Below are 19025 nucleotides of genomic sequence, written 5' to 3' on the forward strand. Positions count from 1 at the left end.
GGACCCGTTTTCATGCCTGCCATTTCAGCCATTATCCGTGTCATGGAAAGCGCCGCGCGCAAGGCCGGAGGCCGTCTGCGCCGCGACTTTGGCGAGGTGGAGCACCTTCAGGTCTCGCAAAAGGGCCCTGCGGACTTCGTCTCCAAGGCCGATCAGCGCGCCGAGCGTATCCTGTATGACGAACTCAGCAAGGCGCGTCCCGGCTGGGGTTTCCTGCTCGAGGAAGGCGGGGAAATTCCGGCCGACCCCGGCAAGCCGCGCTTCGTAATCGATCCGCTCGATGGCACCAGCAACTTCCTCCATGGCATCCCCCACTTCGCGATTTCGATCGCCGTACAGGAGCCGACACTGGACGGTAAGGGATGGGGTGAGATCAGCGCATCGCTGATCTATCAGCCGGTGACCGACGAAAGCTATTGGGCGGAAAAGTCGCGCGGCGCATGGCTGCATGATCGGCGTCTGCGGGTGTCGGGCCGTCGCAGCCTCAACGAGGCGCTGATCGCGACCGGCATTCCGTTCCTGGGACATGGCGACATGGCCGAATGGACCCGTATTTTCGGGGCGATCGCGCCTGAGGTTGCCGGCATTCGTCGGTTCGGCGCAGCCTCGCTCGATATGGCGTGGGTTGCCGCCGGCAAGTTCGACGGCTTCTGGGAAAGCGGTCTCAAGCCCTGGGACGTCGCTGCCGGCATTCTGCTGGTGCGTGAGGCGGGCGGCTTCGTGACCGATTATCGCGGTGGTGCCCAACCGATGGAGCGCCAGCAGGTGATTGCCGGCAACGACTCGCTGCACTCGCGGCTACACAAGCTTCTGGTTGGCGCGCTGCGCTGAACCTTTGACTGATCGAGGTCCGCGCGATCATTCGGTAATGTATCGCCGATATTGCCGCATCTGATTGAGCCAGACGTCGAGGTTCTCATCGAACATCGCCTGCGGAAGGCCGCCCTTGTCGGTATCGACATTGATCACCAGCACCGGACCGCTCTGCTCGTCGCGATAGACGCGGACAAATCGCCTGGTACGGTTCCATTCGTTCAGCTCTTCAAGGCTGAAGCCCTTCCGGTCGTTGAACCCGAAATAGAATTGCACCGTCTTGCAGTCGGCCAGGTGCTCGTTAAAGGTCATCAGCGCGATCAGGAACGGCATGTTGTCATACGCGCTCTTGATTTAGCGATTGCCGCCTGCCAGCTGCTTTGACTCGCTAGGCAGGCCCCGCGCGGTCAGGATGGCTATGATCGTATCAGGATTGGTAGCGGACACAGTTTGTGCCGATGCCGACGGCGCGGCAGACACGGTCAGCGCTGCTGCCGTAGCCAAAACAACTGCTTTTGCGCCTAGCATTATCCCGATTCCCGGTTGCCACGTCTATAATGATGAGTGGTCTGACCAGCGTGTGAGTATGCCTTCGCAGATTGTGCCCAAAGAGACGGATTTGCGCAACAATTTGCTGTTTTTCGTGGGTTGTGCATCGCTGCAAAAAAGGGGGGTCATGCTGCTTGCGATAGCAGCCTTGCTGGCTTAAAGACCGCGCAAGCAACACGCACAAGCGGGATACGCACATGGCCGAATATCTGCCAATTTTGCTGTTCCTGGCGGTCGCTCTGCTCTTGTCGGTGGCATTTGTTTTCCTGCCGATCGGGGTATCGCGGCTTACCGGAGCGCACAAACCCACCGTCGCCAAGCTGAGCGAATATGAATGCGGTTTCCCCGCCTTCGAGGACTCGCGCAGCCAGTTCGACGTTCGCTTCTATCTGGTCGCTATCCTGTTCATCATCTTCGATCTCGAAGCTGCGTTCCTGTTCCCTTGGGCAGTGACGGTGCTTGATCTGGGTTGGGAAGCCTGGGGCGCTATGATGGTATTTCTGACCATCCTCACCGTGGGCTTTGTTTACGAATGGAAAATGGGAGCACTCGATTGGGAGTAGTTTCGCAAGCCGCCGGGCCGCAAGCTGGAACTGCAGGGGCACTCGTCCCCGGCACCGGTACGTTGCCTGACGTAGGTTTCCTTAACGACATCAATTCCGAGGTCGCCGACAAGGGTTTTCTGGTCACGTCGACCGAAGAGCTTTTTCAATGGGCGCGGACTGGTTCTTTGTGGTGGATGACTTTCGGCCTGGCCTGTTGCGCCGTGGAAATGATCCACGTCAGCATGCCGCGCTATGACATGGAACGCTTCGGTGTCGCGCCGCGCGCGTCGCCGCGGCAGTCGGACGTCATGATCGTCGCTGGGACGCTGTGCAACAAGATGGCCCCGGCACTGCGCCGCGTGTATGATCAGATGTCCGAGCCGAAATATGTCATTTCGATGGGCAGCTGCGCCAATGGCGGCGGCTATTATCATTACAGCTATTCGGTGGTGCGCGGTTGCGATCGCATCGTGCCGGTGGACATTTATGTCCCCGGCTGCCCGCCGACCGCCGAAGCTTTGCTTTACGGCGTGATGCAATTGCAGCGCAAGATCCGCCGGGTGGGCACGATCGAGCGCTGAGTTACGGGTCAAGAAGGTCTGCTGTGGAGGCTGGCCGCATAAGGGACGCACATGGGACATTCGGCGCCACGTTATGCCGTTCTGGAAGGCTTGGGCGAATCTGTCGCCGCGACGCTGGGTAACCGGCTGATCGCGACGCGTTTTGCGCAAGGTGAATATTGCTTCACCGTTCACCGCGAGGTGATCGCCGAGGCGCTCGACCTGCTGCGCGATCTGCACGAATACCAGCAACTGGTTGAAATCGCTGGCGTAGACTATCCGGACCGCGCCGAACGGTTCGAGGTGGTCTATTGCCTGCTGAGCCTCACCAAGAACCACCGCATTCGCGTTGCCTGCAGCACGGACGAAGATACGCCGGTGCCGACCGTCACTACGATCTGGCCAGTTGCCGGTTGGCTCGAGCGCGAAGTCTACGATATGTACGGCGTGATCTTCGCGGGAAACCCCGATTTGCGCCGGATTCTGACGGATTACGGTTTTCGTGGCCACCCCTTCCGCAAGGACTTCCCGCTCACCGGGTATAGCGAAATGCGTTATTCCGAAGAGCAGGGCAGGGTCATCTATGAACCAGTGAAATTGGCGCAGGATTTCCGCAATTTCGACTTTACCTCACCTTGGGAAGGCGCGGACTACGTGCTGCCGGGTGACGAAAAGTCGCTGGGCGGCCCGCCACAGGTGGACAAACCGAAAACCACCGAAAAGCAATCGGATACCGGTGCCGGCAAGGAAGCCAACAAAGAGGCGGTCAAGACCAGCCCCGAGGCTTCCGCCCAGAAGTCTGCCGACAAGAAGGATGACAAGGCATGACCGCCGAGGCTCTCTCCAACGATCTGGACTCTGGGTTGATCGAGCAGGATTCGACCGCCGGCGATCTTGCAATCCAGAACTACACAATCAACTTTGGTCCCCAGCATCCTGCTGCGCACGGTGTGCTGCGGATGGTGATGGAACTCGACGGTGAGATCATCGAGCGGATCGATTGCCATGTCGGCCTGCTGCACCGCGGCACTGAAAAGCTGATCGAGTACAAGACCTATCTGCAGGCTCTGCCTTATTTTGACAGGCTCGACTACTGCTCGCCGCTGGCGATGGAATACAGCTATGTGCTCGCCATTGAAAAGTTGCTGAACCTCGAAGTTCCGCTGCGTGCGCAGTATCTGCGGGTGATGATGGCCGAGCTGACGCGCATCAAGAACCACATGCTCAACCTGGGTGCGCACGTTATGGACGTCGGGGCGATGACCCCCAATCTGTGGCTGTTCGAGCTGCGCGAAGACTGCATGAACTTCTATGAGGCGGTGTCCGGCGCGCGGATGCACGCCGCGTGGTTCCGCCCTGGCGGGGTTCATGAGGATGTTCCGCTCAAGGTGCTCGCCGAGATTGGTGATTGGGTCGATACGCGGCTGCCACAACTGTTCGAGGATGCGATCAGCCTGGTCGCCGATAACCGCATCTTCAAGCAGCGCAACGTCGATATCGCGGTTGTTTCGAAGGACGATGCCGTGCGCTGGGGCTTTTCGGGTCCGATGATCCGGGGCAGTGGCATAGCCTGGGACCTGCGGAAATCGCAGCCGTACGATGTCTACGACCGGATGGAGTTCGACGTTCCCGTCGGCACCCGTGGCGATTGCTATGACCGCTTCATGGTGCGCGTCGAGGAAGTCCGCCAGTCCGCGCGGATCATCAAACAGTGCCTGCGTGAGATGCCCGAAGGCCCGATCGCATCATTGGATCGCAAGGTCGTGCCGCCCAAGCGCGGTGAGATGAAGCAATCGATGGAAGCTTTGATCCACCACTTCAAGCTTTACACCGAGGGTTTCCACGTGCCTGCAGGCGAAGTTTATGTCGCCACCGAAAGCCCCAAGGGCGAGTTTGGCGTTTATCTGGTCGCAGACGGCACAAATAAACCCTATCGCTGCAAGATTCGTCCGACCGCCTTTTCGCATCTCCAGGCAATGGATTTCATGTGCAAGGGCCACATGCTCTCCGATGCGACAGCTGTTCTGGGTGCAATCGACGTGGTGTTCGGGGAGTGCGACCGGTGACGAGACCTTTCTTCCCGATATGGGTGTACTTTGCGGTGGCCGTGTTTATCGCGCTGAGCGCATTCGGCGTTGCGCAAGTTGCAGAAGGCATGGGAATGCCCTTCGTGCTGGTCGCGACCATTGCCTGGATGACTTTCTCCATTTCCCGCCAGCGTAAAGAGCAAAGCAATGGCTGACGCAGCACACATTCCCGATGAAGCTGAAACCCGCGCCCGCTGGGGTGGTTTTGCGTTCACCGCTGAAAACCTCGCGAAGGCGCAAACCTATATCGCGCGTTATCCCGAAGGGCGTCAGCGTTCGGCGGTGATGCCGCTGCTCGATCTTGCGCAACGCCAAGTTGGCGCCGATACGCAGACGCAAGGCTGGCTGCCGGTTCCCGTGATCGAATATGTCGCGGCAATGCTCGATATGCCGTTTATCCGGGCCTATGAGGTCGCAAGCTTCTATACGATGTACAATCTCGCGCCGGTTGGTCGTTTCCACGTTCAGGTCTGCGGCACAACGCCGTGCCTGCTGCGCGGATCGGACAATGTTATGGCGGCATGCGCCAACAAGGGACTGGTCAAGGGCAAGACCACGCCCGACGGCCTGTTTACGCTGACCGAGGTCGAGTGCATGGGCAATTGCGCCAACGCGCCGATGGTCCAGATCAACGACGATAACTTCGAAGACCTGGATTACGACAGCACGACGCGCATTCTCGAGGCACTGGCGGCGGGGGAGAGCCCCAAGCCGGGCACTCAGATCCCGGGACGCCACACCAGCGAACCCGAGGGTGGACCGACCACGCTCAAGGCGATGGTCGACGCCAATCATGATTATCGCGGGGAATGGTGATGAGCTTTGATTTCCTCTCCGACAAGGATCGGATTTTCACCAACGTTTACGGGTTCCAGCCCTGGAACCTGAAATCGGCTGAAGCACGCGGTGACTGGGACAACACCAAGGACCTGATCGCTTGGGGCCAGGACAAGATCATCGACGAGATGAAGGCGTCGGGGCTTCGCGGCCGTGGCGGCGCGGGCTTCCCGACCGGCATGAAGTGGAGCTTCATGCCCAAGGAATCGAAGGACGGCCGTCCCAGCTTCCTGGTTATCAACGCCGATGAATCCGAGCCGGGCAGCTGCAAGGACCGCGAAATTCTGCGCCATGATCCGCACAAGCTGATCGAAGGCGCGCTGATCGCAGGGTTCGCGATGCGGGCGCGCGCCGCCTATATCTATGTGCGCGGCGAATACATCCGCGAGGCGCAGGTGCTTCAGGCGGCAGTCGACGAGGCGTATGAAGCAGGCCTGATCGGCAAGAATGCTGCCAAGTCGGGCTATGACTTCGACGTGTTCGTGCATCGCGGCGCAGGCGCATATATCTGCGGCGAAGAAACCGCGATGATCGAGAGCCTTGAGGGCAAGAAGGGCCAGCCGCGGCTTAAGCCTCCATTCCCTGCTGGCGCAGGTCTGTATGGCTGCCCGACCACGGTCAACAACGTTGAATCCATCGCGGTCGTGCCGACGATCCTGCGGCGCGGCGCGAGCTGGTTTGCCAGTTTCGGGCGTGAGAACAACAAGGGCACCAAGCTCTTCCAGATCAGTGGCCATGTCGATAAGCCCTGCGTGGTTGAGGAAGCGATGAGCATCCCATTCCGCGACCTGATCGAAAAGCACTGTGGCGGCATTCGCGGCGGCTGGGACAATCTGCTCGCGGTGATCCCCGGCGGCTCGTCGGTGCCATTGGTCCCGGCAGCGCAGATCATGGACGCGCCGATGGACTTTGATGGCCTCAAGGAAGTCGGATCGGGCCTCGGCACCGCTGCGGTGATCGTCATGGACAAGTCGACCGACATTGTTCAGGCGATCAGCCGGCTGAGCTACTTCTACAAGCATGAAAGCTGCGGCCAGTGCACGCCGTGCCGCGAAGGCACCGGGTGGATGTGGCGCGTGATGGAGCGGATGCGCACCGGCGATGCTGATATCAGCGAAATTGATACGCTTTACGAAGTCACCAAGCAGGTCGAAGGCCATACCATCTGCGCGCTGGGCGATGCCGCAGCGTGGCCGATCCAGGGCCTGATCAAGCACTTCCGCCCTGAAATGGAGCGGCGCATTGTGGAAAAGCAGGGTAACCCCCCGATGATGGAGGCAGCGGAATGATGAGCATGAAACTGGCGACGTTCGGTATGGTCGGTCTGTCGCTTCTGGCGACGCCTGTCGTGGCAATGAATGCAGCATCGGGGTGGTGGAACGTTTCGGACACCGTCGTGAACCGCACACTCAAGCGCAAGGACAGCGAAGGGGCTGAATTTACCCGCGCTTATGCCCTGTGTACAATTAAGCGCTATCGCAAGGGCACTGAGGCGCTGCTCGCCACCCCGCGCGATTCCGAAGCTGCCCGCGCCGCTGGGCGCAGTTTGCAGGGGATGAACTTCCACTGCATGCCCGAAGGCGCCTTCACCTTTGATGGCCAATCTATCCGCGGCAACCTCGCTGAAGCGATGTTTTGGCAGCATTATGCCGATGTTGATGTCATCTCTCTTTCGGTGCGGACCGACGAGGTGGGGCAGAAGGAAAGCTTCGCCGACTGCTCGGCCGACGCGGACCTTGCAACCGTGCGCACGCTGATCGCGACCGAGCCTGGCAGTGCCGACGAGACCGCGCAGCTGAACAGCCTGATGCCCCGTCTGAACGAATGCCTGGCCAAGACCAGCTTCCGCGGTATGGACAACGCATCTGCGCGCGCGCTGCTGGCTGAGGCTCTGTACCGCGCGGCAAAGCGCGGCGAGAGGAGCTGAGGCTATGGTCCGGTCTGCACTCCTTCTGGGTCCGATCATGCTAGCTGCGGCGCCTGCCACGGCGGCGGACAATCCATATGAGTTGGTTGACAAGCAGGTTGTGCTTGATGATTTTGCCCGCTGCGTTCTGGAGCAGGCTCCCAAGCGTTCGCGCGAACTGCTGGCCACGGCCGTGGATAGCGCCGAAGAAAAGAAACTCGCTATCGCGTTGATGACAGGGCTGCCAGCCTGCACCAAGGGGCGGCCGGTCTTGACAATGAAAACCGGCGAAGCCCGTGGTGCGCTGGCGGAAGCCGTATTGAAGTCAGATGGCGATCTGGCTGCTCATCTCGCTTCGCTCGAACCTGAAAAAGCGGAGCGCCCGACTGAGACCGATGGGCGCAAGTTCGTCTACGCTTATGCCCCTTGCCTGGCACTGGCTAGCCCTGCCAATGCACGCGGCCTGATCGTGACCGTTCCCGGTTCGGAAGATGAGAAGTCGGCGATGCTGGGCTTTGATGCGAGCCTCAAGGATTGCATGCCGTCGGGCTTTTCATACCAGCTAAATATTCGCGATGTGCGCAATCACGTCGCCACTGCATTGTACGACCGGGCGATGGCATCGTCCGGCGGCGGAGACACGAATGCCTAAGCTTACCGTAGATGGAATTGAGGTCGAAGTCCCCCAGGGCGCGACCGTGCTGCAGGCTTGCGAGGCTGCCGGTAAGGAAATCCCGCGTTTTTGCTATCACGAGCGGCTGAGCATTGCCGGCAACTGCCGGATGTGCCTGGTCGAGGTGAAGCCCGGGCCGCCCAAGCCGCAGGCGAGCTGCGCGTTACCCGCGATGGACAACCAGGAAGTCCGCACCAATTCAGACATGGTGAAGAAGGCGCGCGAAGGCGTCATGGAATTCATGCTGATCAACCATCCGCTCGATTGCCCGATCTGCGATCAGGGCGGCGAGTGCGATCTGCAGGACCAGTCGGTGGCCTATGGCCGCGGCGGTTCGCGCTATGACGAAAACAAGCGCGCAGTTACCGAAAAGTACATGGGGCCTATCATCAAGACGGCGATGACCCGGTGCATCCATTGCACGCGCTGCGTGCGCTTTGCCGAGGAAGTTGCCGGTACCGAACAGATCGGTGCAGTCGGTCGCGGTGAGAACATGCAGATTACCAGCTATCTCGAAAAGGCGGTTTCGTCCGAGCTTTCTGGCAATGTCATTGATCTGTGCCCGGTCGGCGCGCTGACCTCTCGGCCCTATGCCTATGAGGCGCGGCCGTGGGAGCTCAAGAAAACTCTGGGTATCGACGTGATGGACGCGGTCGGCACCAACATCCGCTTCGACAGCCGGGGCAGGGAAGTGCTGCGGGTGCTGCCGCGCGTCAACGATGACGTCAACGAGGAATGGGCGCACGACAAGTCCCGTTATGCTGTCGACGGTCTGATGCGCCGCCGGCTCGACCGGCCTTATGTGCGCACCAACGGCAAGCTGGTCGAGGCAACCTGGGCGCAGGCGTTCGAGGCGATTGCTGCGGTGAACGCCGGGTCGAGCGTTGCCGCTGTCGCGGGCGATCTGCTCGATTGTGAAACCATGTTCGCCGCGCGCGAACTTCTGGCCATGATGGGCTCGTCGCTGATCGAAGGCCGCCAGACCGGTTTGAAGTACGACGTGTCGAGCCTGGCTGCAGTCAATTTTAACTCGACGCTGAACGGAATCGAGACCGCTGATGCGATTCTGCTGGTCGGCACCAACCCGCGTTGGGAAGCGCCTCTGGTCAACACCCGCATCCGCAAGGCGATCAAGCATGGCGCCAAGATCTACGCGATCGGTGCCGAGATTGATCTGACCTACAAGGTTGCGTGGTTGGGCAACGACATGAGCCTGCTGGGCAAACTGCCCGACGGCGTCGCCGAGGTGTTCAAGGGCGCCGAGCGTCCAGCATTGATCATGGGTGGTGGTGCCTTGGGCGTTGAAGGCGCGATGGGCGCGGCGTTGGTACTTGTCGATACATTCAACATGGTCCGTGATACCGAAGACGGCGCCTGGAACGGTTTTAACGTGTTACATATGGCAGCATCGCGCATGGGCGGATTGATGCTTGGCTGGGCGCAGCCCGGCGGTATCGCCGATCTGGTTGCGGCCAAGCCCAGACTGTTGTTTGCACTGGGTGCCGATGAGGTCGATTTCAGCCAGTTTGAAGGCAGCTTCAAGGTGTTCATCGGCCATCACGGCGACAAGGGTGCTGCGGCAGCCGACGTCATCCTGCCCTCGGCGGCCTATTCTGAAAAGAACGGCACCTATGTCAATGCCGAGGGCCGCGTCCAGATGAGTGACAAGGCCGTGTTCGCGCCGGGCGATGCGCGCGAGGACTGGTCGATCCTGCGGGCATTGTCCGAGGTTCTGGGACACAAGCTGCCGTTCGATACGTTCGGGGAGTGCCGCGCGGCCATGCGGGCTTCGGTTCCCGCACTGGGTGTCGAGGGTCTCGCGTCGTTCGAGTGGGCGCCCCCCGTGCTCGACGCGACGGCCAGTGGTCCGGTCGGCTATCCGATCAAGGATTTCTACCTCACCAACGCCATCGCGCGCGCCAGCAGCACGATGCAGCGCTGTTCGGCTGAACTTCTCCATGGCGAACCCATTCTGGAGGCCGCGGAATGACCGAGTTTTTCCAATCGTCTCTGGGCATGGGCTGGGGCTGGTTCGTCGCCAACGTTATCCTGATCCTGCTGATCGCGCTGCCGGTCATGCTGTCGGTCGCGATCGTGATCTATATCGACCGCAAGATCTGGGCGGCAGTGGCGTTGCGCCGCGGACCCAATGTCGTTGGCCCTTTTGGTATATTGCAAAGCTTTGCCGATGCCTTGAAGGTCTTCCTGCAGGAAACGATCATTCCATCGGGCGCGAACAAGGGGCTGTTCCTGATAGCGCCGATCATCACGTTTACCGTGGCCTTGCTCGCCTGGGCGGTAATCCCGTTCGATCAGGGCATGGTGCTGGCCGATATCAATGTTGGCCTACTCTACATTCTGGCGATCTCATCGCTTGGCGTTTATGGCGTGGTGGTCGCGGGCTGGGCATCTAACTCGAAATACCCGTTTTTCTCCGCGCTTCGCGCAGCGGCGCAGATGATCAGCTATGAAGTCTCGATCGGCTTCATCATCGTTACTGTGGTGCTATGGGCTGGTACCTTCAACATGACCTCCATCGTTGAAGCGCAGCAGGGCCACGGGCTCGGTATCATCAATGCTTTCGGCTTCAATCTGCTGCTATTTCCGATGGCGGTAATGTTCCTGATTTCCTCGCTGGCAGAAACCGCGCGCGCGCCGTTCGATTTGACCGAGGCCGAAAGCGAACTGGTGGCAGGCTATCAGACCGAATATTCGTCGATGGCCTTTGCACTGTTCTGGCTGGGCGAATATGCCAACGTTCTGCTTATGTGCACCCTCAATGCGGTGCTGTTCTGGGGTGGCTGGCTGCCGCCGGTGGATTGGGCACCGCTGTATGCCATTCCTGGCATCTTCTGGCTGATCCTGAAGATCGCCGCGTTCTTCTTCATCTTCAGCTGGGTCAAGGCCACCGTGCCGCGTTATCGTTATGACCAGCTGATGCGGCTGGGCTGGAAGGTGTTCCTGCCGATTTCGCTGCTGTGGATTTTCCTGGTGTCGGGCTACCTGATGCTGACCAGATACGGGATCTGATAGACATGTTGCAGACACTCAAGGCGTTCACGCTCTATGAGTTTGTGAAGGCGCACGCACTGACCTTGAAGTATTTCTTCAAGCCCAAGGCGACAATCAACTATCCGTTCGAAAAGAACCCGTTGTCCCCGCGTTTTCGTGGTGAACACGCGCTGCGCAGGTACCCGAACGGCGAGGAACGCTGCATCGCATGCAAGCTGTGCGAAGCAGTGTGTCCTGCCCAGGCGATCACGATCGAGGCGGAACCCCGCGAGGATGGCAGCCGCCGCACCACGCGCTACGACATCGACATGACCAAGTGCATCTTCTGCGGTTTTTGCCAGGAAGCGTGCCCGGTCGATGCCGTGGTCGAAGGGCCAAATTTCGAATACGCGACCGAAACCCGCGAGGAGCTGATCTACGACAAGGGCAAGCTGCTTGAGAACGGCGACAAATGGGAACGTGCCATTGCCGCCAACCTTGAAGCCGACGCCCCTTATCGGTAAGGCGCACTCTCATTCGATTCATCGTGATGTGTTGACCGCTGGGAGAGGCGGAATGCGCATCCTACACCAGACCCGCTCGATTGGGCGTTCCGGGGGCTGACAAGCTTTGATCCAGATATTTGCCTTTTACCTGTTCGCATCGGTGGTGATCGCCAGCGGTGCGTTCACCATCCTGGCTCGCAACCCGGTGCATTCGGTGCTCTGGCTCATCCTGGCGTTCTTCAATGCGGCGGGGCTCATGATCCTGATCGGCGCCGAGTTTATCGCGATGCTGCTGGTGATCGTCTACGTCGGCGCGGTCGCGGTGCTGTTCCTGTTTGTTGTGATGATGCTGGACATCGATTTTGCCGAACTGCGTGGCGGCTTTATGAAGAACCTGCCGCTGGGCCTGGCGCTCGCGGCGGTTTTCCTGGCCGAACTGGTGTTCGGCATAGGCGCCTATCGCGCGGGTAATATCGAACTTGGCGAACACGCGCTGAACCCCGCACGGATGGGCGCAAGCAACATCCAGGCGGTGGGAGAGCTGCTCTACACCCGCTATGTATTCCTGTTCGAAATGGCAGGCCTGGTGCTGCTCGTGGCGATGGTCGGTGCGATTGCGCTGACACACCGCAAGCGCGCCGGTGTCCGCCCACAGAACATCGGCTCGCAGGTTCGCCGCCGCCCCGAAGAGGCAACACGCAATATGCAGCCCGTCGTTGGTGAAGGTGTCGAGCTATGATCGGTATCGAGCATTATCTGGTGGTCAGTTCCATCCTGTTCGTGATGGGGGTGCTGGGCATCTTCCTCAACCGCAAGAACATCATCATCATCCTGATGGCGATCGAGCTTATCCTGCTTGCGGTCAACATCAACCTGGTCGCGTTCAGCGTGTTCCTCGGCGACATGGTGGGCCAGGTGTTCGCCATGTTCGTGCTCACCGTTGCGGCGGGCGAAGCGGCGATCGGGCTCGCCATTCTGGTTATCTACTTCCGCGGACGCGGCACGATTGCGGTTGACGACGTCAACCAGATGAAGGGTTAAGCACATGGCCATCACCCTGATCGTCTTCCTGCCGTTGCTGGCAGCCATTATCGCTGGCCTGGGCAACCGGATCATCGGCAACGTACCTGCCAAGCTGGTGACGACCGCAGCTTTGTTTGCCGCTTGCGCACTGAGCTGGCCGATATTCCTTGGCTTTCTGAGCGGTTCGAGCACCGAATATGTCGTGCCGGTATTGTCCTGGCTTCGGTCGGGCGATCTGCAGTTCGACTGGGCACTGAGGGTCGATACGCTGACCGCCGTCATGCTGGTCGTGGTGACGTCGGTCTCGGCGCTCGTCCACCTGTATAGCTGGGGCTATATGGACGAGGATCCGGACCAGCCACGGTTCTTCGCCTATCTCTCGCTGTTCACCTTTGCCATGCTGATGCTGGTGACCGCCGACAATCTGGTGCAGATGTTCTTCGGTTGGGAAGGCGTGGGGCTCGCCTCGTATCTGCTGATCGGGTTCTGGTTCCGCAAGCCCTCTGCAAACGCCGCCGCTATCAAGGCGTTCGTCGTTAACCGCGTCGGCGATCTCGGCTTCATGATGGGCATCTTTGGCACCTTCCTCGTGTTCGGCACCGTTTCGATCCCTGCGATCTTGGCGGCAGCACCCGGCATGGAAGGTGCGACCATCGGCTTCCTTGGCGGACGCTTTGACCTGATGACCGTGCTGTGCCTGTTGCTGTTCATCGGCGCGATGGGCAAGTCGGCGCAGCTCGGCCTGCACACCTGGTTGCCCGACGCGATGGAAGGCCCGACCCCTGTGTCGGCACTGATCCATGCCGCGACCATGGTGACCGCAGGTGTGTTCATGGTTTGCCGGCTGTCGCCCATGTTCGAGGCCAGCCCGATCGCGCTGACGGTCGTCACCATCGTCGGTGCAGCAACCTGTTTCTTCGCCGCGACGATCGGTACGACGCAATGGGATATCAAGCGCGTCATCGCCTATTCGACCTGTTCGCAGCTCGGCTACATGTTCTTTGCTGCTGGCGTCGGCGCTTATGGCGCGGCGATGTTCCACCTTTTCACACACGCTTTTTTCAAGGCACTGCTGTTCCTGGGCGCTGGTTCGGTGATTCATGCGATGCATCACGAGCAGGACATGCGCTATTATGGCGGCCTGCGGAAGCACATCCCGCTGACCTTCTGGGCAATGCTGACAGGAACGCTCGCGATCACCGGTGTGGGTATCTACCATCTGGGTGTTGGCTTTGCAGGCTTCTGGTCGAAGGATGCGATCCTTGAGGCGGCCTACGCTTCGGGCTCACAGGCCGGCATGACAGCATTCTGGGTCGGCACGGTGGCTGCGCTGCTGACCAGCTTCTACAGCTGGCGTCTGATGTTCCTGACCTTCTGGGGCAAACCGCGCTGGATCCAGTCCGAGCATATCCAACACAGTGTGCACAAGACACCGGAACAGGCCGGCGCTGACACGACCGGCGGCTATCACCCGCATGAAAGCCCGCTGGCCATGTTGTTGCCGCTTGGACTGCTGGGCATTGGCGCGGTGATCGCTGGGCAGGTCTTCCATGACGCATTCCTCGATCAGGCTGGCTTCTGGAACGGGTCGATCACCTACAATGCAGACTTGATGCATGCGATGCACGAGGTGCCGACGCTGGTGAAGTATGCAGCCTCCATCGTGATGGTCATTGGTTTGGCGGTTGCCTGGCTGTTCTACATCCGCAACACCAGCCTCCCCGGCAAGGTTTCAGCCGCGCTAGGACCAGTTTACCGGTTCGTGCTCAACAAGTGGTATTTCGACGAGCTTTACAATGCCGTCTTCGTCAAGCCATCGCAGGCGCTGGGCCGCTTCTTCTGGAAGGCGGGTGACGAGGGCACGATCAACCGCTTCGGTCCGGATGGCGCAGCAGTGCTGGTCACGTCGGGCAGCCGCATTGCGGTGAAGCTCCAGTCCGGTTTCCTTTACAGTTACGCCTTGGTGATGCTGCTCGGTCTTGTGGCCGCCCTTACCTGGCTGATGGTGCGCTGACATGAACGATCTGGGATTTCCTGTGCTGTCGCTGATGCTGGCCGTTCCGATGGCGGCCGCGGTTGCGTGCCTGTTCGTCAGCGCCAATACCGCGCGCTGGCTGGCTCTCATTGCCACGCTGATCGATCTGGCGTTGGGCATACTACTGTGGATCAACTTCGATATCGGCGGCGCGCAGTGGCAGTTCGTCGAGAAGGCGGCCCTGTTCGACCGGTTCAGTTGGGCGCTGGGTATCGATGGCATCGCGCTGATGCTGATCATGCTCTCGGTGTTCCTGATGCCGATCTGCATCGGTGCCAGCTGGGAGGCGATCCAGACCCGCGTCGGCGAGTACATGGCGGCATTCCTGCTGATGGAAGTGCTGATGATCGGCGTCTTTGCCGCGCAGGACATCTTTCTGTTCTACATCTTCTTCGAGGCCGGGCTGATCCCGATGTACCTGATCATCGGCATCTGGGGCGGTGCGAACCGGATTTACGCGAGTTACAAGTTCTTCCTCTACACCCTGCTCGGATCGGTGCTGATGCTGATCGCGATGTTCTGGATGGTCAACGAGGCAGGCACGTCGGACATCCCCACGTTGATGGCCTATGACTTCCCGCTCGAGGCGCAGTCCTGGCTGTGGCTGGCGTTCTTCGCGAGCTTCGCTGTCAAGATGCCGATGTGGCCGGTGCACACCTGGTTGCCCGATGCGCACGTTCAGGCGCCCACCGCAGGATCGGTGATCCTGGCAGGCGTGCTGCTCAAGATGGGTGGCTATGGTTTCATCCGCTTCTCGCTGCCTATGTTCCCCGATGCGTCGGTCGACTACATCTGGTTGGTCTTCATCCTGTCGATGATCGCGGTGGTCTACACCTCGCTGATCGCCTTGGTGCAGAGCGACATGAAAAAGCTGATCGCCTATTCGTCGGTTGCGCACATGGCGATCGTGACGGTCGGACTGTTCGCCTTCAACCGCCAGGGGCTCGAAGGCGCGCTGATCGTTATGCTCAGCCATGGTCTGGTTTCGGGCGCGCTGTTCCTGTGTGTCGGCGTGATCTATGACCGGCTGCACACCCGCGAGATCGACCGCTACGGTGGTCTTTCGATCAACATGCCGCGTTATGCGCTTTTGTTCCTGCTGTTCACGATGGCATCGATTGGCTTGCCTGGCACCAGCGGTTTCGTCGGCGAGTTCCTGTCGCTGGTCGGGGTCTATGAAGTGTCGAGCTGGGTTGCGATCGTGTCGACCACGGGGATCATTCTGGGCGCCGCGTACATGCTGTATCTCTATCGGCGCGTCGCCTATGGCGTGATCAAGTCCGATGACGTCGCTGCCATGCCCGATCTTACCAAGCGCGAAATCGCGCTGCTGCTGCCGATCGCAGTCGTCGTGTTGTGGATGGGTGTCTACCCTGAAAGCTTCATGGCACCCATGCGGAATGATGTCGGCGCGCTCGAAGCGCGGCTTGCCGCGGCCAAGCCGCTGGGCGATGCCCAGGTCAAGCTGGGTGTTGCTCCCGTCCTGACGCCCGCAGCCCATGCTGAAGAAGGCCATCACTGATGAATTATGCGCTCTGGTTCCAGCTGGCCTCGCCGGAAATCGTCCTCAGTATCGCCGGACTGTTGCTGCTGCTGATTGCTGCCTGGAGCAGCGACAAATCGGCGCGCCTGGTAAGCATCCTCACTGTTGCCGCGTTTTTCGGTGCGTTGGCGCTGTCGCTCAACTTCCTGCTGGCCGATGGCTATGCAGAAGGCGCGGATGCGTTCTATGGCCAGTACCGAATGGACCGATTCGCAGCGTTGTCGAAGGTCCTGATTTTCCTGTCGGCGATTGCCTGTGTAATCGTCGCGCCTAAGTTCTTCGCGCGCGACGGCATGATGCGCGCCGAATACCCGATCCTCATCCTGTTCGCTTCGGTTGGCATGGGATTGATGGTATCTGCGGTTGATCTGTTGACCTTGTACATCGGCCTCGAACTGCAGAGCCTTGCGGCGTATGTGCTTGCCAGCTTCCTGCGCAGCGACGACCGCTCGGCGGAGGCGGGCCTCAAATATTTCGTGCTCGGTGCGCTAGCAAGCGGCATCCTGCTGTTCGGCATGTCTCTGCTTTATGGTTTCACCGGTACCACCAGCTTCATCGGCATCCAGACCGCGTTTTCGGATGGTGTGTCCACCGGCGCGCTGTTCGGCGTCGTCTTTGTGCTATCGGGACTGGCGTTCAAGATCAGTGCCGTGCCCTTCCATATGTGGACGCCCGACGTTTACGAAGGCGCGCCAACCCCGGTCACGACCTTCTTTGCCACCGCACCCAAGGTCGCGGCGCTGGCGCTGACCATGCGGGTGGCAATCGAGGCATTTGGTGGTCAGCAGAGTGTCTGGCAGCAGATCGTGATCTTCGTGGCGATGGCCTCGATCCTGTTGGGCGGCGTCGCTGCGATCGGCCAAACCAACATCAAGCGACTGCTTGCGTATAGTTCGATCAACAACGTCGGGTTCATGCTGATCGGCTTGGCCTGCGGAACGCCCGAAGGCGCATCAGCGATGATGACCTATCTGATCATCTATGTCGCAATGACTCTGGGCAGCTTTATCTGCGTGCTCGATCTCAATGATCGTGAGGGCCGCCCGGTCGAGGACATCCCCAAGCTCGCAGGGCTGTCGCGGACCCGTCCCGGCCTCGCCGCGGCCCTCGCGGTGTTCATGTTCAGCCTCGCAGGCATTCCGCCGCTGTTCGGTTTTTGGGGCAAGTTCGTGGTGTTCGATGCGGCGGTGGCTGCCGGCCTCATCCCGCTTGCGGCGCTCGGTATCGCTGCCTCGGTCATCGGGGCGTTCTATTATCTCAAGGTCATCAAGGTCATGTATTTTGATGAACCTGCCGATGTCATCGCGCCCAGCGATTCTACCGCGCGTTTGGCGCTGATCGCGGTATCGGCGTTGTTCGTGTCGCCACTGGGTTATTTTGCAACTTTGGCATTGAGCCCCATCACCGAAGATGCTGCCAGGGCATTGTTCTGGGCCGCCTGATCGAAACCGTCGCGCTGACCGCATCGACCAATGCGGACATGCTCGCACGCGCGCAATCAGGTGCGCCCGAAGGGCTGTGGATCAGGGCCGATCAGCAAAGCGGGGGCAGGGGGCGCCTGGGCCGCGAATGGCTGAGCCCGCTGGGCAACCTGTATTGTACGACCCTGGTTCGCATCGCGCCCGATGATCCGCCAGCGCACTTGCTGGCCTTCATCGCAGGACTGGCAGTTCTCGACACGGTGAGGGCGATCATCCCTGATGCAGAGCCGCGACTCAAATGGCCCAATGACGTCCATATCGAAGGCGCGAAGCTTGCCGGCATCCTGCTCGAACGGCGCAATGATGCGGTGGTCGTCGGTATCGGGTTGAACGTCGCCATCGCGCCCGAGGTTGTAGGGCGTTCGGTCACCTCGCTGCATGATCAGGGTGCCATGGCGCAGATCGATGCTCCGGTGGCACTCGACCTCCTGGCAGAACGATTCGAATCGCGGCTTTGCCAGTGGCGGTCTCTCGACACTGCAACGCTGCTTGAAGTCTGGTGCGACGCCGCGCATAAGCCCGGAGAGGCGATGGCGGTGCAACGCGGTCCCGGTGACCGGGTCGAAGGCGTGTTTGATGGCCTGGCCGAAGATGGGGCGCTGCGCCTGCGCTGCGCCAATGGCCGGGTGGAAACCGTCAGTGCGGGCGATGTCCACCTGATCGCGTGAAGCCGGTTACTTGAAACGAGGGACGTTCAACATGCTGCTTGCCATTGATGTCGGCAACACCAACGCCGTGTTTGCGCTGTTCGACGGGCGCACGATCAAGGCACGGTGGCGGATATCCACCGACGCACGGCGCACGGCGGACGAATATGCTGTCTGGCTTAACCAGTTGCTCGCGCTCGAAGGCTTCCTGCGCCAGGACATCAGCCAGGTGATCATTTCCACGGTCGTGCCGCGCGCGCTGCACAACCTGCAGGTGCTTTCGCACAAATACTTCAACGTTGAGCCGCTGATTGCCGGAGTCGCTCCCGCCGACTGGCAGATGCAGATCGATGTCGATGAGCCTAAATCGCTGGGCGCCGATCGCGCGGTCAATTCCATCGCGGCGCACGCGTTGCACCCCGGCGACATCATCATCATCGACTTTGGCACCGCAACCACCTATGACGTTGTCGATTATACGGGTGCTTACAAAGGGGGCATCATCGCGCCGGGGATCAACCTGTCGCTCGATGCCCTGGTACAAGCTGCCGCAAAGCTGCCGCGCATCGCGATAGAAACCCCGCGCAACAATCGCTCTGTTATCGGTCGCAACACCGAGGATCAGATGCAGATCGGCGTGTTCTGGGGCTATGTCGCGATGATGGAAGGACTGGTCGCCAGGATGCGCGCCGAGATCGGCCGTCCGACGAAGGTCATTGCCACCGGCGGGCTGGCGGTGCTGTTCCATGAGCACACGACGATATTTGACGCGGTCGAACCCGACCTGACCCTGCAGGGTCTAGCTATGATTGCCGAAAGGGCATTTTGA

The 19025-nt window shown here is 60.2% G+C and carries 22 protein-coding genes; 21 read left to right on the plus strand and 1 reads right to left on the minus strand.

Annotation, left to right across the window (positions count from 1 at the left end):
- The first annotated feature begins 12 nt into the window (after positions 1–12).
- Positions 13–831: an inositol monophosphatase family protein gene (locus tag IEW00_RS11305; RefSeq protein ID WP_188514463.1), complete on the plus strand. Its 819-nt coding sequence runs from the start codon at positions 13–15 to the stop codon at positions 829–831.
- A gap of 27 nt (positions 832–858) precedes the next feature.
- Here IEW00_RS11305 and IEW00_RS11310 read toward each other — a convergent pair whose 3' ends face one another.
- The gene (locus IEW00_RS11310) at positions 859–1167 is read right to left on the minus strand and encodes a YbjN domain-containing protein (protein WP_308419331.1); all 309 of its coding nucleotides are present in this window, start codon (positions 1165–1167) and stop codon (positions 859–861) included.
- A 64-nt stretch (positions 1168–1231) separates the two neighbouring features.
- Between IEW00_RS11310 and IEW00_RS11315 the strand changes: the two genes are divergently transcribed.
- The 20 genes from IEW00_RS11315 (at position 1232) to IEW00_RS11410 (ending at position 19025) form a co-directional block, all read left to right on the plus strand.
- On the plus strand, positions 1232–1522 hold the full coding sequence (locus IEW00_RS11315) for a hypothetical protein (protein ID WP_188514465.1): 291 nt from the start codon (positions 1232–1234) through the stop codon (positions 1520–1522).
- Positions 1523–1559: 37 nt separating this feature from the next.
- Complete coding sequence (locus IEW00_RS11320) at positions 1560–1925, plus strand: NADH-quinone oxidoreductase subunit A (protein ID WP_188514466.1); 366 nt, start codon at positions 1560–1562, stop codon at positions 1923–1925.
- A complete protein-coding gene (locus IEW00_RS11325; RefSeq protein WP_229736987.1) occupies positions 1895–2488 on the plus strand; it encodes a NuoB/complex I 20 kDa subunit family protein in 594 nt (197 codons plus the stop codon). The genes IEW00_RS11320 and IEW00_RS11325 overlap by 31 nt, the downstream gene beginning before the upstream one ends.
- A gap of 51 nt (positions 2489–2539) precedes the next feature.
- On the plus strand, positions 2540–3295 hold the full coding sequence (locus tag IEW00_RS11330) for an NADH-quinone oxidoreductase subunit C (RefSeq protein ID WP_188514468.1): 756 nt from the start codon (positions 2540–2542) through the stop codon (positions 3293–3295).
- Entirely contained in the window at positions 3292–4533 is a 1242-nt protein-coding gene (locus tag IEW00_RS11335; RefSeq protein WP_229736988.1) for an NADH-quinone oxidoreductase subunit D, read from the plus strand. The genes IEW00_RS11330 and IEW00_RS11335 overlap by 4 nt, the downstream gene beginning before the upstream one ends.
- On the plus strand, positions 4530–4709 hold the full coding sequence (locus IEW00_RS11340; RefSeq protein WP_188514469.1) for a hypothetical protein: 180 nt from the start codon (positions 4530–4532) through the stop codon (positions 4707–4709). The genes IEW00_RS11335 and IEW00_RS11340 overlap by 4 nt, the downstream gene beginning before the upstream one ends.
- Positions 4702–5370, plus strand: a complete 669-nt coding sequence (nuoE, locus tag IEW00_RS11345) for an NADH-quinone oxidoreductase subunit NuoE (protein WP_188514470.1) — start codon at positions 4702–4704, stop codon at positions 5368–5370. Before IEW00_RS11340 ends, nuoE begins: the two co-directional genes overlap by 8 nt.
- The gene (gene nuoF / locus IEW00_RS11350; RefSeq protein WP_188514471.1) at positions 5370–6680 is read left to right on the plus strand and encodes an NADH-quinone oxidoreductase subunit NuoF; all 1311 of its coding nucleotides are present in this window, start codon (positions 5370–5372) and stop codon (positions 6678–6680) included. The genes nuoE and nuoF overlap by 1 nt, the downstream gene beginning before the upstream one ends.
- Positions 6677–7318, plus strand: a complete 642-nt coding sequence (locus IEW00_RS11355; RefSeq protein WP_188514472.1) for a hypothetical protein — start codon at positions 6677–6679, stop codon at positions 7316–7318. The genes nuoF and IEW00_RS11355 overlap by 4 nt, the downstream gene beginning before the upstream one ends.
- Before the next feature lie 4 nt (positions 7319–7322).
- Positions 7323–7949, plus strand: a complete 627-nt coding sequence (locus IEW00_RS11360; protein ID WP_188514473.1) for a hypothetical protein — start codon at positions 7323–7325, stop codon at positions 7947–7949.
- On the plus strand, positions 7942–9960 hold the full coding sequence (gene nuoG / locus IEW00_RS11365; RefSeq protein ID WP_188514474.1) for an NADH-quinone oxidoreductase subunit NuoG: 2019 nt from the start codon (positions 7942–7944) through the stop codon (positions 9958–9960). The genes IEW00_RS11360 and nuoG overlap by 8 nt, the downstream gene beginning before the upstream one ends.
- Complete coding sequence (nuoH, locus tag IEW00_RS11370) at positions 9957–11000, plus strand: NADH-quinone oxidoreductase subunit NuoH (protein ID WP_188514475.1); 1044 nt, start codon at positions 9957–9959, stop codon at positions 10998–11000. Before nuoG ends, nuoH begins: the two co-directional genes overlap by 4 nt.
- A 5-nt stretch (positions 11001–11005) precedes the next feature.
- Entirely contained in the window at positions 11006–11485 is a 480-nt protein-coding gene (gene nuoI, locus IEW00_RS11375) for an NADH-quinone oxidoreductase subunit NuoI (protein ID WP_188514476.1), read from the plus strand.
- A gap of 106 nt (positions 11486–11591) precedes the next feature.
- Positions 11592–12206 carry an NADH-quinone oxidoreductase subunit J gene (locus IEW00_RS11380; protein WP_188514477.1) on the plus strand — a complete coding sequence of 205 codons (615 nt, stop codon included), beginning with the start codon at positions 11592–11594 and terminating at the stop codon, positions 12204–12206.
- Entirely contained in the window at positions 12203–12508 is a 306-nt protein-coding gene (gene nuoK, locus IEW00_RS11385; protein ID WP_188514478.1) for an NADH-quinone oxidoreductase subunit NuoK, read from the plus strand. The genes IEW00_RS11380 and nuoK overlap by 4 nt, the downstream gene beginning before the upstream one ends.
- A gap of 4 nt (positions 12509–12512) precedes the next feature.
- Positions 12513–14504, plus strand: coding sequence for an NADH-quinone oxidoreductase subunit L (nuoL, locus tag IEW00_RS11390; RefSeq protein ID WP_188514479.1), 1992 nt, complete (start codon positions 12513–12515; stop codon positions 14502–14504).
- A 1-nt stretch (position 14505) separates the two neighbouring features.
- Complete coding sequence (locus tag IEW00_RS11395) at positions 14506–16047, plus strand: NADH-quinone oxidoreductase subunit M (protein ID WP_188514480.1); 1542 nt, start codon at positions 14506–14508, stop codon at positions 16045–16047.
- The gene (nuoN, locus tag IEW00_RS11400; protein WP_188514481.1) at positions 16047–17510 is read left to right on the plus strand and encodes an NADH-quinone oxidoreductase subunit NuoN; all 1464 of its coding nucleotides are present in this window, start codon (positions 16047–16049) and stop codon (positions 17508–17510) included. The genes IEW00_RS11395 and nuoN overlap by 1 nt, the downstream gene beginning before the upstream one ends.
- Positions 17511–17524: 14 nt before the next feature.
- Entirely contained in the window at positions 17525–18217 is a 693-nt protein-coding gene (locus IEW00_RS11405) for a biotin--[acetyl-CoA-carboxylase] ligase (RefSeq protein WP_268235818.1), read from the plus strand.
- A 31-nt stretch (positions 18218–18248) separates the two neighbouring features.
- Complete coding sequence (locus IEW00_RS11410; RefSeq protein ID WP_188514483.1) at positions 18249–19025, plus strand: type III pantothenate kinase; 777 nt, start codon at positions 18249–18251, stop codon at positions 19023–19025.

The organism is Blastomonas aquatica (assembly GCF_014639875.1).
GTDB classification, from domain to species: Bacteria; Pseudomonadota; Alphaproteobacteria; order Sphingomonadales; family Sphingomonadaceae; genus Blastomonas; species Blastomonas aquatica.